The organism is Pseudoalteromonas citrea, assembly GCF_000238375.3.
Taxonomy (GTDB): domain Bacteria; phylum Pseudomonadota; class Gammaproteobacteria; order Enterobacterales; family Alteromonadaceae; genus Pseudoalteromonas; species Pseudoalteromonas citrea.
In genome coordinates, this window is sequence record NZ_AHBZ03000015.1 from 473664 (window position 1) to 487469 (window position 13806).

Consider the following 13806-nt stretch of genomic DNA (forward strand, 5'->3'; position numbering starts at 1 on the left):
AAGGAATTAAAACATTGTCTCATCAATTTAATTTTGTATTAAAGAAGCTGGTATTGGTAGATTCGGCTGGTTTTTGTTACTCAGAGATAGAGCTAGATAAACACACAATATTACTTGGCGAAGGTAACGTTGGTAAATCAAGCCTTCTTAATTGTATTCGTTTGTTTCTGTTGCCAGAAGTCAACTTCAATCGAGCAAAAGATAAGTTCAACTTCAAAAGTTCAAATGGCTATGAATATGATAAAAACGAGTCATATGGGCATTATTTCCCTAGCAAGTACTCGCATTTAATTATCGAAGTTGAGAAAGTTATCGCAGGCAAACTATACACCCACTGTCAAATTCTAAATAGAGGCAAGAACCTTTCATTTGAGCGTATTTTTACTGCTTTGCCATACCAAGAAATTCAGCATTTATTTTGGCAAGTAGAGGAAGAGGACGAACATAACATTGGCTCTAGAGTAGAAAAGTTATCTACACAAGATGTGTTCACTAAAATTAAGGCCAAAGATAAGCACTGTATTTCAGTCAGAGACCCTCAAAAATTGAAGGATTTGATGTATGCACGAGACATACTATCTGAAACTGAAATGCGCTACAGCCTTTTTCCACTCAATGATGCATCTGACGAAAACGTAGAGTCGTTGAGAGCATTAATTTTAATGCTTTTCGATATGGAAACGTCAAATGAAGGTGTTGCTAAAGCGGTTGCTAATATCGTTGAGTCGGAGAAAAAAGAGACAAGCGATGCACTGAACTTTGATATTCAATCCTTTTTAGCAGCACATGACTCACTTAAGCTTGAAGAGCAAAAGTTAACTGATATTGAAAATAAGGCAAGAGAGTTTGAGATTCTTAAATCTAACTTTGCCAAATATAGTGAACTGTCTGAAGTTGAGACTCGTTTTGTTGATTTTTATTTATGTCTGAACAGTAAATTAAAACAGGTAAGTGGATCAGTCACTACATCAGCAAATAAAATTAAGGAGCTTCAACAACAATTATCTCCTATTACTGAACAAGTTAGGACAATTAGTCAAAATTTGTTTACTGCTAATGCAAATATTAAAACTGCTGAGCAAAGTATCTCTAAAACTCAAAAAGACATTGATAAGGGAGAGTCTGAACTAAGTCGTTATGTAAACATGTCACAACAGGAAGTACTAGAGCTTCTTGATGAGGAGCTGAAGGATACTCAAGATAAAATTCAATCACTCAAAGATGTAAATGCAAGGCGAGTAAGAATCAACAAGCTTGAAGCTCAAATTACTCAAAATAGGATCACACAACAAAATATAGAGTCAGAGATTAAGAACTCTGAATTTGCGATTCAAAAGCAGTTACCAAATGATACGTTAGAACTGCTTAATTCCATTAATCAACGACTGGTATTAGCGAATCCGGGTAAGGAATTGGAAAAACATGAAATAGATGCAATTGATAACTTTAAAGACTTATTTAGTGATCAAGGGTACTTATATAATTTTTGGGGACAGGAGTTTAAAAAATCCAACACAAGGATGAGTCGTGACTTACAGCGAGAACTAGACAATATTGTGTCAGAAATAAATGCAGATCTTTCTGAAAAATCTGCACTTGAAAGGCAAGATTATGAAAACCCTTTAATTGTTGAGAAGAAGCTTCAGGAGCTAGATAGGGAGTTAAAGGCTATAGCGCGTGAAAAAACAGTTATATCTGAACTAAACGATAATGTTGGTGCTTTAAAGGTCTATAACAAGCAACTTAGTGATAACCAAGTTGCGATTACTGAGTTTACTCCCCAAGTTGAAAGCCTATTGAAACGACAAGCTGAATTATCAGAGCAAATAGAATTTGAACAGCAACAGAAGGTAGCTTTCAGTAACGAACAAACGCAGCTATTTACGCTTCAAGGAAGTGCTAATGGTACTAAGCAAGCCTACCCCAAAATTCAAAAGCAGCTCGATAAGCAGAGTACTTTCAACAATACGGCTACTGTGACACCTGAATATTTGTCTTTACTTCAAAATGACTTGCGACAGGTCGATCATTTGCGAGCGCAGATTCTTGAAGGACTGCGAGAATTTGCGAGGGATGAATTTATTGATTTAGATAACGATCTATTTAGCCCAAGCCCAATGCCAAGCACCATTTATCAAGCATATAGTAACGTTAAGCAAGTTTATGAAGAGCTTGAAGGCCAAAGGCAGATACTTAAATCAAAAAACCGCTCTCATAATGAAAGTGTCAGTAATTATGTTGATATTTTAGAAAAGAACTTTGAGCATATTAGCCGCTTTGAGAATCAACTAAACCGCTCATTTGAAGGTATTTCAGTTAATGATTTAACTGAAATTGAAGTGTCTATTCATGTAGATCCGCGCTTTAAGAACCTCATTTCTGAAATTCAAAAGAGTTATAACGAATTTAGCGACCATTCACTATCAGAGCAGTTCTATCTGAGGCTTCAAGCATTTAGCAATGCGTTTTTCAAAGATGGCGAGCGTAATAAGCTAGTGATGTCTGACGTAATCAAGAAAGTCAGTTATAGAGTTAAAAAAGATGGTCATGACAGTTGGCAAACGAAGCAACAATCAACTTCTACAACTGCATTGATCAACCTTAAACTTGTACGAATATTACTCGCCAAATTACGAGCTGATAGCTGTATGGTGAAGCTGCCAGTGATAATGGATGAAGCGGCAAATATCAATGTTAATCAATACGAATGGCTTTTAAGAGATATCAAGGACAGTGGTTTTTATCTGTTTACCGCAGGAACTCATAGCTCTGGTGCTGAGTTGGTTCACATGATCGGAAATCACTATGATGTTGATGCTTTAAAATCGGCAAAACCATACACAGCCGAGAGAGCACGAGTAGTTTGGGATGGCCCACAGTCATTTTACGACGAAGATGGCTTTGAATCATTTACAGAAGATGATCAGATTGAGCTTTTGGAAGGTGTAGATGAAACAATTTAGCGCCATTCAAACGCTTAAAATAATGTTAGAGCGACCTAACATTATGTTTAATATCATTAAAAAAATGGACGCTCAAAATGAGCGTTTCATTAGTGAGGGAGCCGTTGCTTTTGAGGTATTAGAAAGTATAAAGCACCTTGATAAGCTAGAGCAGCACCGATTCAAAATAGCTTATGCAACGGAAAGCTTGGCAAAGTCACATATAGTGGCTGATCAAGATCAGGTTGATAATGTTAGCCGCTTGATGTTTCAAGAATCCGTTGTCTCTATTTTTAGGCTTTGCGAAACATCCCTATATCAAGAGCTAACAGATGCAAAATTAAAAGCTGAACTCGCTTCTTTTTGGCATATTCAAAATAAACTTCTATCTGATGACTGTAGTTTCAACTCAATGGACTATGACTATACAGAATTAGTAGAGGAACTATTTCATAAGCTGGGCAGCTTGCTTGATTTGCTAAAACGCAACTTAGTTAGAATGCAGAGCATTAATGGTGACTTGGAAAAGCTATCTTTTGAGGTGAGCAAAGACGACATCGACTTTGTTAAGTACAGGCAAAAAGTCCTAGATGATGTAACGCACTTATATGAGAGGCATATTCTTCCAACACAGCGGTTTGTTAATCCTGATGTAAAATTGGTTGATGGAGACAACCTGCTAGCGACAATCAACTCTATAAAGTCACTATTTGATGCTCATGGAAAGCACGAACTTTCTGATCAGGTCTTTCGTTATGGACTGAGTTTTACCAATATTATTAATCCGCTAAAAGATGTTTCGAATCAGATAAATGGTTTTATTCGCAAGACGCAGAAAAGTTTAACCCAGTTTAATGCGATGGAGTGGCACTTTGAACGCTTTAAGAAAAAGTATGAAGAAACTCTGGATGGACGAGTTAACCGCACAAAAATAGATAACTCTTTCGCAGATGATGTTCCCTTCATGAGAAATGTGAAGCGAATACTGAGACCCAAAGGGTTAAAAATTGAAAATAATAGCTCTTACTTTTACAACATATTCAAAGACCTTGAGTATCGAATTCAAGACCAATTACTACTATCAAACGAAGACATTGAAGCAGAAGGTCAAGCTTTGGTTTCTTTCACCTCGAAAGATCGCTTAAAAAGAGCAAAGGCAATATACGACTTGATAGAAAAACTCTCATTGAGAGAGTCAAAGGACGTAATTGCTACCTTACATTACCGCCTTCAAAGTTTGTTGCCTGAGTATCACTTTGTAGATCTTATAAATGCGGTCGTTCATTTCATGAAAAAGACACTTGATGGAAAACGCCTGATTAAGACAAATAACAAGGCGTTCATTCAACAAGAAAATAAATATTACGTATATAGGATTGTCATCTTGCAGGAGCCTAACTAATGGAAAGTGAAGTTATTTACAGCTTTGAAGAAATCCCTTACACCAAAAGTACTGAGATTTATCGATTATTCTCTCAAGGTCGTGTACTCAACAAGCAGCGTTATGACGATGCTCATGGTTGTTTAGTAGATGATGATTTATTCACACTAGTATTCAATAAAATTAAGCACTTTTCCCTTTTCTTTAAACATATGGGGTATGACCTAAAGTTTGATGAAGAAGGTGACTTTTACTTCACTCAAGACCTTCGTGACGCTAACAACGATGAATCAGATGACAACGCCATGAAGATTCAATCTATCTTGCTTTTTATTGGGAGGTACTATGCAACTGTGGGCGATTTAGCACAGTTGCAAGATCCTATGTTTGGGCTAAAGGAATCAGATATTAATGCATTAAAGCAGGATGATTTGTTAGCAAGCTCGCTAAAGGCTTTAAGGATAGACAATTGGGATAAAGCACTGGAATACTTAACAAGTAGAAGCCTTGTTTTTAAAGTCTCACAGGATAAATATGTATTAAGCAAAGCTGCTATGACATTTTTGAGCAGATTGATAGAGGCTCATTCTGAATTTATTAATGATAAATAGATCAGGTAATAAGCATAATCCTAGGCACTTATTTATTAGGTTATTAACTTCATATGCAAATCGTTAATGTTAACAAAAATTTTCTTAAAACTAGGTACGGGCCTGATGGAATTCATGTATTTGATCGTCAAACAGGACTAAATCTTTTGTTGGATGAAAGTGTACCTAACCGAAAAATCTGGACGCTTGCACCTAGACAAGTTTCTATTGCGTTAACTAATAATTGTAACCTGCAATGCAAACACTGTTACGCACCTAAATCAAAGAGTTTCCTAGACAAAAGCTTAGTAAAGAAATGGATGAAAGAACTAGATCTAGCTGGCAGCTTTGGAATTGGTTTTGGAGGTGGAGAACCTACCCTTCATCCTGATTTTAATGAAATTTGCCACTATGGAAAAAATGAGACATCACTAGCAATTACGTTTACAACTCACGGCCTTACACTCAGAGAGTCTTTAATTAAAAACATTGAAGATAACGTGAACTTCACGCGGGTAAGTATGGACGGTGTTGGAGAAACCTACGAGTCCATAAGAGGGTGTTCATTTGCTAGTTTTTTAAAAAAATTATCTCTTTTAACAGGTCGCATCAATTTTGGTATTAATTATGTGGTTAACCGTGACACCGTAAAAGATATTGAACAAGCGATAAACATTGCCGAACTTTATGGAGCAAGTGAAGTGTTGTTCCTACCCGAAGAAGCAGTAGGACTGGGTTGTCAGGTTGATACTCAAACTTTAGACAAGTTATCTTCATGGGCGGGTCAATATAAAGGAAAGTTGAGGCTTTCAATTAGCTCCTTAAGGAAAAGCTCGGTAAATTACCTGAATGCTCTTGAAAATGAGCTAGAGCATTTGGCTTATTCTCACATTGATGCAGATGGTTTATTAAAGAAAACATCATTTGACAAAATGGGATATAAGATATCTGAGGAAGGGGTTATGAAATCCTTTGAAAAGTTGTGCAATGCAGAGGAAAGAATAATATGAAAATATGGACAAGCTATGGAGCTGAACACTCATTAAATTTGGTTATTATTGGGCATTTCAAAGACGCAATAGAAGCAGAAGAGTTTGAATCGTTAGTTTCATCGCTAACAAATTTTCTAGTGAATGATTCTGATTTTGATGTTGATTCGGATCGATTTAGTTCTGGGATGCTCGACTACCTCGGCAAGAAAAATCTTTTTTGCTTGTCTCCTCAGCAACTTGGTCAATTATTGTATGACATGCGTTTGGAGAGGGAAGAAAATAAAATAGTCATTTCTTCTGATGATGATCTTAATGCTCTCACAAGTTTGCTTATTCATTCAGGAGCGAAGGTCGAAATGTTTTCAGCCCACGATCATCCACATGAAGAACACGGAAGGTAACCTATGCTTGATTGGCAGAGATTTAGTCAACTAGCAGGTGATGAAACTGCTAACTTTGAAAAATTATGCAGAGGAATTATACGAAGGCAGTTCGGTTACTTGGGGGCTTTAAAAGAACTCAAAAATCAGCCGGGAGTAGAATACCATTTAAATCTAACTGAAACGAATAGCAAACTTGGAAAAGCTGGACAATCGGTAGGCTGGCAATGTAAATGGTTTCAATATAAAGCTAATGGAGAGTTTACTGCATCAGCAAAAACACAAGTTGAACATTCGCTAAAAAAGACAAAAGAGCATTTACCAAGTATTGATGTTTGGATTTTATGGACACATAAAACTTTAGCTAAATCTGATCAGACATGGTTCTATGGTCTTGAGAGTAAATATGGCTTTAAGCTGCATTTATGGAATGAAGAAGATTTAAACTCGTTATTGTCTGGAAACGCTTTAGATTTAAGGCACTCGTATTTTGGTGAATTGGCCTTAACTCCAGAAATGTTAAGTAAACAGCATGCAATATCTGTAGCCCCAATCCGCAAACGTTGGCTTCATGACGTACATCAAAAAACAGATATTGAAGAAATTACAAGAAAAATACTGGGGGAACCTAGTGCTTGGAAAGGGTTTGTAAATATTGCTAAAGAGCTTACTTGGGCAATCGAAAAAATAGAAAAAGCACTAAGCGATGATATTTATAAGGCTTGGAAGCAGAATTTAAATTCATTTGTTCATATATGTCAGAATTTAGTATGTTCTTTTGAGCTTTTTAAAAACACCATATCTGGAGAACATATCTCTTATGTTGAAACCTTACTAACAGATATAAGCGACAAATCCAGCACTAATATCTCACAAGTTTTAAGAGTTATACGTAGAAAAAACCTTCCATTATCTCTTGTCATAACAAATGCCATAGCAGCTATTAAAGATGCAAAAAAGAATCTCAAAAAAGCAGTAGAACTATTTACTCATCAACTAGTTGCAGTGGTTGCGGATGCTGGAGGAGGCAAAACTCAATTCTCAGCAGAATTGTCTTCGGATGCCAATGATAGACCTGCTGGTATATTACTATTGGGAAGAGATTTAAAATCAAACTTCACATTAGATGACATAGCTAAGCGAATATCCTTTTATTCTGGCCCCATTGAAAATTTTGAACAGCTTATTATTGCTTTAGATGCAGCGGGTGCAAGGAGTGGCTGTAGGCTTCCAATTATTATTGATGGGCTTAACGAAGCTGAAGACCCTAGAGAATGGAAACCTTTATTAGCATCTGCCGAAGTTCAGCTCAAGAATTACCCTAATGTTGTCTTAATTTGTACTTTAAGAACAGGGGAAAGAAAAAGGAACTACCCAGTCCGGTTAGCCAAAAAGAATAATAGCCGAGAGGACTTTGCGCACAAAGGCTTGCCAGACGATTGTTTTATTATTGAATCAACTGGATTTAGTGAAAAAGTTACAATGCGTGCTATCAATGCGTATTTTCGTCATTATAAGATCAAGGCTAACCCCTTAATCGCGCCAAGAAGCTTTTTTAGGCACCCACTCAATCTAAAGATTTTCTGTGAAGTTACTAATCGTGAAGCCAGAGAATTTGTTACAGTAACCCATTTTCCTGCTTCAATTTATAGCTTGTTCGAAGCACAGGTTGACCATGTTGCTCAAACTATATCGTCAATGACCAATTTATCCATCAATTACAATGCTGATGACATCGAAGATGCGATATATTTTTTGGGAGAGACCATTTGGAACGAGGGCTGTAGAACCGTTCCTGAAAAAGAGTTTCGTCAACGATTTCAGATAGAGGCACAAGACTGGTATAGCGATATAGTTAACCTTTTATCTCAGGAAGGACTCTTATTTAGAGATCAAGCAGGAAGAAGGGACTTTAACTTAACCCCAGCTTACGATCGAATGGGAGGGTATTTCGTTGCATACTATCTTTTGCAAAAGAATGAAAAAAGCGAAAATTTAGAATGGCTAAATGATGACTACTGTAAACAAAAGTTATTTGGTGAGGGGGAAGAACAGCATGAGCTTTCACAAGACATTCTATACGCACTAGTGGCACTTTTTCCTAAGTATAACTCAGATAACTTGTGGCAATGTGTACCTCAAGAATTTCAAAATAATATTCTAGAACTGTCACATTTGATCGACGCAAATGATATTGATGTTACAACGAAGGAAGCTTACTTCAAAAATATCCTTGATAAAGGCTTAGATAGAAATACGATTGAAAAACTTGAAGACTTAAAAATGGTCGCTGATCACCCTTTCAATGTTTACTTTTTTGATGAAATATTAACTCAGCTTTCGATGTCTGATAGAGACCTATCATGGTCTGAGCATATACGACTTCATAATGACGATATAATCGAAGCCTTAAATTACCGGATTGACAACTGGCGCTCAAAAAAATCAGAAAACAGTGAAATTGACAAATATAGAGCTTTATCTATTTCTTGGTTATTAACATCTACATCTATCGAATTGAGAGATAAAGCCAGTGAAGCACTGTTTTATTTTGGTATCCGTTATCCTGCAACACTTTTAGAACTCACATCTAATAAGTTAAGTGTAAATGACCCTTATGTTATCGAAAGAATGTTGGGCGTAGCTTACGGGGTTGTTGGAACTTTAATAACACATGAAAGGGAGAGTCAGGCAATAGCAGATTTTTCCAATATGCTCTATAAAAGAATTTTTAGTGACGAGGCTGATGTTCAATTAGTGCATTTATTTTCCAGAGAATATGCGAGCCAAACGATACAAATAACTCACAAGCACCTCAGCTCTGCTATTACTACCACACAGGCATTAAAATCGTCGTACCCGTTTTCTTCAATGGTATCTATAGCATGGGGAAAAATGAATGTGAAAGACTTAGCTTCAGGAGAATCGCCTTTCAGAATGGATTTTGAAAATTATACGATTGGGCGACTGATTCAAGATCGAGGAAATTATGATTTTGATCATCCAGATTACCAAGATGCTAGAGCCAAGATTCTGTGGAGGGTTCATGACTTGGGCTGGAGCGGATGTAAGTTCAAAGATATTGAGTCAAGAGTAGGCTCTGGCAGATATCACTCAAGAGGTGAGAGAGCCAAAGTAGAGCGATATGGGAAAAAGTACTCTTGGATCGCTTACTACGAACTAGCAAGTGAATTAGACTGTTTGGGAAAGCTTAAAAAGTGGCATAAAAGGTTTGATGCCGATATTGACCCATTCTTCCCAGAACCAATTAAAGAGTCAATAAAGGCTTCCCCAAGGTTCTTAGGGAATACAACAGAATCCTCATCCGAATGGATTTCTACAAGTGAAATTCCATGTATAGAAAAACTCACGACCAAAGACAACGACTCTGGACAAGCTATATCGTGGGTTTTACTAAAAGGTACAACGACTGAAGAGTCAAAGAGACTCGATAGAAACTTTTATTGCTCCATGAGAATGTTTTTTACAAATAAGCAAAATGAAAAGAAGCTTAAAGATTATCTGAACGAAGATAAACAAATGAATTGGCCCGAACAGCAACAGACTACATATGTGTATTCAGGTGAAATATACGAAAACACTCTAAACGAAGTAGATACGGAGCAAGTCATTCAAATAACAGTGGGAAGTGAATCAAAAGAAATTGAAACTCCTGAAATAAAATTTGAAGAAGGTGGTTTCAGTATCGGACAGCCTATAAAACGAATAGTTGAGCAGCCTGTATATGACGAAGTTTCAATTAAATATCCTTTAATTGGATATTATTGGGAAAGACAAGGCGGAGAGTCAATTAACACAAACAGCAATTTATTGGCCCCTTGGTTAGTAAAAACACTTTCCTTAAAATTTAACCCTGTAACTCGTATTTATTTAGATAAAGAAGGAAAAGAGGCTGTAAAACAGATCAAAGAAATAGGTGAGGAATCGAGTAATAGCGAAGAATTATTCTATTTAAGAGAAGACCTGTTTGAAGAGTTACTGAAACAAGAAAACCTTATCGCTGGATTTAATATATATGGTGAGAGACGGATAGCTCGTGTTGATGACCTGCATTCAGAAAAAGAACATGTCGCGTTTAAAGAGTTTCAAAGTTCAATTTTTGTCAAGTAGCTCCATCTTTTATGGATTCTAACAGACTATGTCAAACACCATAGTCTGTTAGAACGACCATTTGTCTACACCAATTCAACAGCCTCTGTTTTCAACCTTCAAAGCTAATATTAATTTATAAAAGTCAGAATTAGATCCACGCTTTCAATATGTTTTTAACCACAAATTTCCTAATATTAAACTTTACTGCAAATAGAGTAGAGGTGACTTATGGATACTATAGTTTGTGATTGGCAAATCGTGACAGTTAAAGATAACGATCATAATATCGGTCAAGTTTTGTGGGGCATCTGTGTTGAAGATAAATCTTTTAGATTTGGCAACGGTGACTATATCTGCACCTCAAAATTGGTTGAAATAAAGCCTAAGAAAAACCTGATAAAAACAGCAAGCGGCAGTATCTACAAAGTAGTAGGTGAAGGTAAAAAAGTTACCGGAGCCTGTAATTTAAATTGTGTATCTGCTTATAATTAAGCCAGTAATGGCTGAGGATAAGCAATATGGATAAGAAAGCTCTAGAAGCCTTCGCTCGCGAAGCAGCTAAGTCGATTAAGACTCCTTCTGATCTTGATGACTTTAGGAAAATGTTAACCAAGGTGACGGTTGAGACAGCCTTAAATGCTGAACTTAATGAGCACCTCGGTTACGAAAAAAACTCACCAACTAACGATAGTAACAGTCGAAATGGCTACTCATCTAAACGCCTAATTACAGACGATGGTGAGATCCAGTTAGAAGTCCCTCGTGACCGTGACGCGTCCTTTGAACCCAAGCTTGTTCGTAAACATCAAACCCGATTTCAATCGATGGACGACAAGATCTTAAGCCTATATGCCAAAGGAATGACCACCCGTGAAATCGTCGCAACATTCAAAAAAATGTACGATGCGGATATCTCCGCCAGTCTAATATCTAAAGTTACAGATGCTGTTTTAGAACAAGTGGTTGAGTGGCAATCTCGCCCGCTTGATACGGTCTATCCCATCGTTTATCTCGATTGCATCGTCGTGAAAGTACGCCAGAATAAACAGGTTATCAACAAAGCCATTTATCTCGCACTTGGCGTAAATATGGAAGGTCAGAAAGAACTTCTTGGGATGTGGATGTCCGAAACCGAAGGAGCGAAGTTCTGGCTTAGCGTGCTCACCGAACTTCAAAATCGAGGCGTGAATGATATCCTCATCGCGTGTGTAGATGGCCTGAAGGGCTTTCCTGATGCCATCAACGCTGTTTATCCAAAAACTCAAATTCAGCTCTGTATCGTACACATGGTGCGAAACTCAATGAAATACGTCCCATGGAAAGACTACAAGGCAATTACCGCTGACTTAAAAGAAATCTATCAAGCAACAACGGAAGATGAAGCCCTGTTGGCGTTAGAGCACTTTGGTGATAAATGGGATGAAAAGTACCCTCAAATCAGCCGCTCCTGGACGGCTCATTGGGATAATCTCAATACTCTATTTAGCTACCCTCAAGATATTCGTAAAGCTATCTACACGACAAATGCTATTGAATCTCTGAACAGTGTGATCAGAAAAGCGACCAAGAAACGTAAACTGTTCCCGACAGATGAATCCGCTAGCAAGGTGGTGTACTTAGCGATAATGGATGCTTCCAAGAGGTGGACAATGCCTATTCATAACTGGAAGCAAGCTCTAAACCGTTTTATGATTATGTTTGAAGACCGACTAACTGAATACTTGTAACTAAGAGCAGTTACACAGAATTATTTACAGGGTCAGTTACCGTTGAACTCTGTGATTTTGAATTACTTCGCAGTGGTTTCAGCCCTGAGCAAATACTTTCATTGAAAACCGCAACACGTCAGCATTAACATAAAACTGTATGTTGCGGCAGCTATTCCATAGACAATAACACGTCTTTACTTATGGCAAGCTATAGTTATATCTGTTTAATAAAAGCTAGTGCTTATTTAATTCTGAAAGTGCCTGTTTACATTCTGAGCTACTAACACTAACACATCTGCCCTGCGGCAAAGCCACAGCTCCACGCATATTGGAAGTTATAGCCTCCCAACCAGCCTGTTACATCGGTTACTTCGCCAATAAAATATAGGCCTTGCGCTTTTTTGGCTTCAAAGGTTTTTGAGCTGAGTTCATCCGTGTCCACGCCGCCTAAGGTTACTTCAGCGGTGCGGTAGCCTTCGGTGCCATTGGGTTTGATGGTCCAATTATGAATATAAGTGGCAACGGCCTCTATTTCTCTGTGACTTAACTGGTTAAGTGCTTTGTCTGGAATGGCGTCTTCAGTAATTAAAATTTCAATAAAACGTTTTGGCAATAGGGTACTTAAACTATTTTTAAGCGATTTACTGCCCTGCTCCGCGCGCCATTGATGAAGGGTGTCTGACAAGTTTAATTCGGGCAGTAAGTCAATCGTAACGACCTGACCTGCTCGCCAAAATGATGAGATCTGTAACACGGCGGGACCTGATAAGCCTCGGTGAGTAAACAAAATATTCTCTTTAAACTCAGTGCCGTCTTCACTGCTTACGTTACACGCGATGCTCACGCCTGATAGCCCTTCAAATCGTGCTTTATCATGATCATGCAAAGTAAATGGCACCAGTGCCGCCATTGTTGGTAATACATTTAAGCCAAACTGCTCGGCGATTTTATACCCTATCGGCGTTGCGCCTAGTTTTGGCATAGTTAATCCACCGGCGGCAACCACCAATGACGCACATTTAAATTGCTGCTCTGAGGTTGTCACAACATAACCACCTTCTGCCGCTGCCACAACGTTCAACACTTCACTCCGTAAAAAATGTTCAACACCCGCCCATTCGCATTCTGTCATTAAAATATCAACAATGTCTTGGGCACTGTTATCACAAAAAAGCTGACCCAAAGTTTTATGGTGATAGGCCAAGCCGTGACGGTCTACTAACTCAATAAAGTCATGCTGGGTATAGCGGCTTAAGCACGATTTAACAAAGTGTGGATTGGCACATAAATAGTTGCTGGGTGACGCCTCTTCATTGGTGAAATTACACCGTCCACCACCACTGATCAAAATTTTACGACCAGGCTTTTTACCCATATCAACAACAGCGACTTTTCGGCCTCGATAGCCAGCCTGCGCGGCACACATTAACCCAGCAGCTCCGGCACCAATCACAACAACATCAAATTGCAGCACACTTTTACTCATCAAAATAAATTTATGCGCGCATTGTAACAAAATTGCACTCGTAGCAAAATTACTTGCTCAAACTCCGGCCAAAAAAGCATATTCTCACTAAAATGTGAATTTATTTCATCTTGTTTACATTCATTTACACTGCTGTGCACACTGATTTACAGAATAAATAATTTTTATAAATGTAATAAAAACATAATACTAGGGCGTTTTTTGCACAGCTTG

General features: G+C 37.8%; 9 protein-coding genes. 8 read left to right on the plus strand and 1 reads right to left on the minus strand.

Features of this window, described 5'->3' with window-relative positions:
* The first annotated feature begins 14 nt into the window (after window positions 1-14).
* The 8 genes from PCIT_RS09695 (at window position 15) to PCIT_RS09730 (ending at window position 12125) form a co-directional block, all read left to right on the plus strand.
* Window positions 15-2963, plus strand: coding sequence for a hypothetical protein (locus tag PCIT_RS09695; RefSeq protein WP_010368020.1), 2949 nt, complete (start codon window positions 15-17; stop codon window positions 2961-2963).
* Window positions 2950-4344: a hypothetical protein gene (locus PCIT_RS09700; RefSeq protein WP_010368022.1), complete on the plus strand. Its 1395-nt coding sequence runs from the start codon at window positions 2950-2952 to the stop codon at window positions 4342-4344. The genes PCIT_RS09695 and PCIT_RS09700 overlap by 14 nt, the downstream gene beginning before the upstream one ends.
* A complete protein-coding gene (locus PCIT_RS09705; protein WP_010368024.1) occupies window positions 4344-4934 on the plus strand; it encodes a condensin complex protein MksE in 591 nt (196 codons plus the stop codon). Before PCIT_RS09700 ends, PCIT_RS09705 begins: the two co-directional genes overlap by 1 nt.
* A 53-nt stretch (window positions 4935-4987) precedes the next feature.
* Window positions 4988-5923 carry a radical SAM protein gene (locus tag PCIT_RS09710; protein WP_010368026.1) on the plus strand — a complete coding sequence of 312 codons (936 nt, stop codon included), beginning with the start codon at window positions 4988-4990 and terminating at the stop codon, window positions 5921-5923.
* A complete protein-coding gene (locus tag PCIT_RS09715) occupies window positions 5920-6306 on the plus strand; it encodes a DUF6375 family protein (RefSeq protein ID WP_010368028.1) in 387 nt (128 codons plus the stop codon). The genes PCIT_RS09710 and PCIT_RS09715 overlap by 4 nt, the downstream gene beginning before the upstream one ends.
* A 3-nt stretch (window positions 6307-6309) precedes the next feature.
* Window positions 6310-10416, plus strand: coding sequence for an NACHT domain-containing protein (locus PCIT_RS09720; RefSeq protein WP_010368030.1), 4107 nt, complete (start codon window positions 6310-6312; stop codon window positions 10414-10416).
* A gap of 210 nt (window positions 10417-10626) precedes the next feature.
* Window positions 10627-10890 carry a hypothetical protein gene (locus PCIT_RS09725; protein WP_010368032.1) on the plus strand — a complete coding sequence of 88 codons (264 nt, stop codon included), beginning with the start codon at window positions 10627-10629 and terminating at the stop codon, window positions 10888-10890.
* Between the two features lie 26 nt (window positions 10891-10916).
* The gene (locus PCIT_RS09730; protein WP_192992781.1) at window positions 10917-12125 is read left to right on the plus strand and encodes an IS256 family transposase; all 1209 of its coding nucleotides are present in this window, start codon (window positions 10917-10919) and stop codon (window positions 12123-12125) included.
* 268 nt (window positions 12126-12393) lie between these two features.
* Here the strand turns inward: PCIT_RS09730 and PCIT_RS09735 are convergent, their stop codons facing one another.
* Window positions 12394-13581 (minus strand): BaiN/RdsA family NAD(P)/FAD-dependent oxidoreductase, encoded by a 1188-nt coding sequence (locus PCIT_RS09735; RefSeq protein ID WP_040696958.1) that lies wholly within the window; start codon window positions 13579-13581, stop codon window positions 12394-12396.
* Between the last annotated feature and the right edge of the window lie 225 nt (window positions 13582-13806).

Coding starts and splice junctions, on each gene's coding strand:
- PCIT_RS09700 (WP_010368022.1), top strand. CDS start 2,950: ATGAAACAATTTAGCGCCATTCAAACGCTTAAAATAATGTTAGAGCGA.
- PCIT_RS09705 (WP_010368024.1), top strand. CDS start 4,344: ATGGAAAGTGAAGTTATTTACAGCTTTGAAGAAATCCCTTACACCAAA.
- PCIT_RS09710 (WP_010368026.1), top strand. CDS start 4,988: ATGCAAATCGTTAATGTTAACAAAAATTTTCTTAAAACTAGGTACGGG.
- PCIT_RS09715 (WP_010368028.1), top strand. CDS start 5,920: ATGAAAATATGGACAAGCTATGGAGCTGAACACTCATTAAATTTGGTT.
- PCIT_RS09720 (WP_010368030.1), top strand. CDS start 6,310: ATGCTTGATTGGCAGAGATTTAGTCAACTAGCAGGTGATGAAACTGCT.
- PCIT_RS09725 (WP_010368032.1), top strand. CDS start 10,627: ATGGATACTATAGTTTGTGATTGGCAAATCGTGACAGTTAAAGATAAC.
- PCIT_RS09730 (WP_192992781.1), top strand. CDS start 10,917: ATGGATAAGAAAGCTCTAGAAGCCTTCGCTCGCGAAGCAGCTAAGTCG.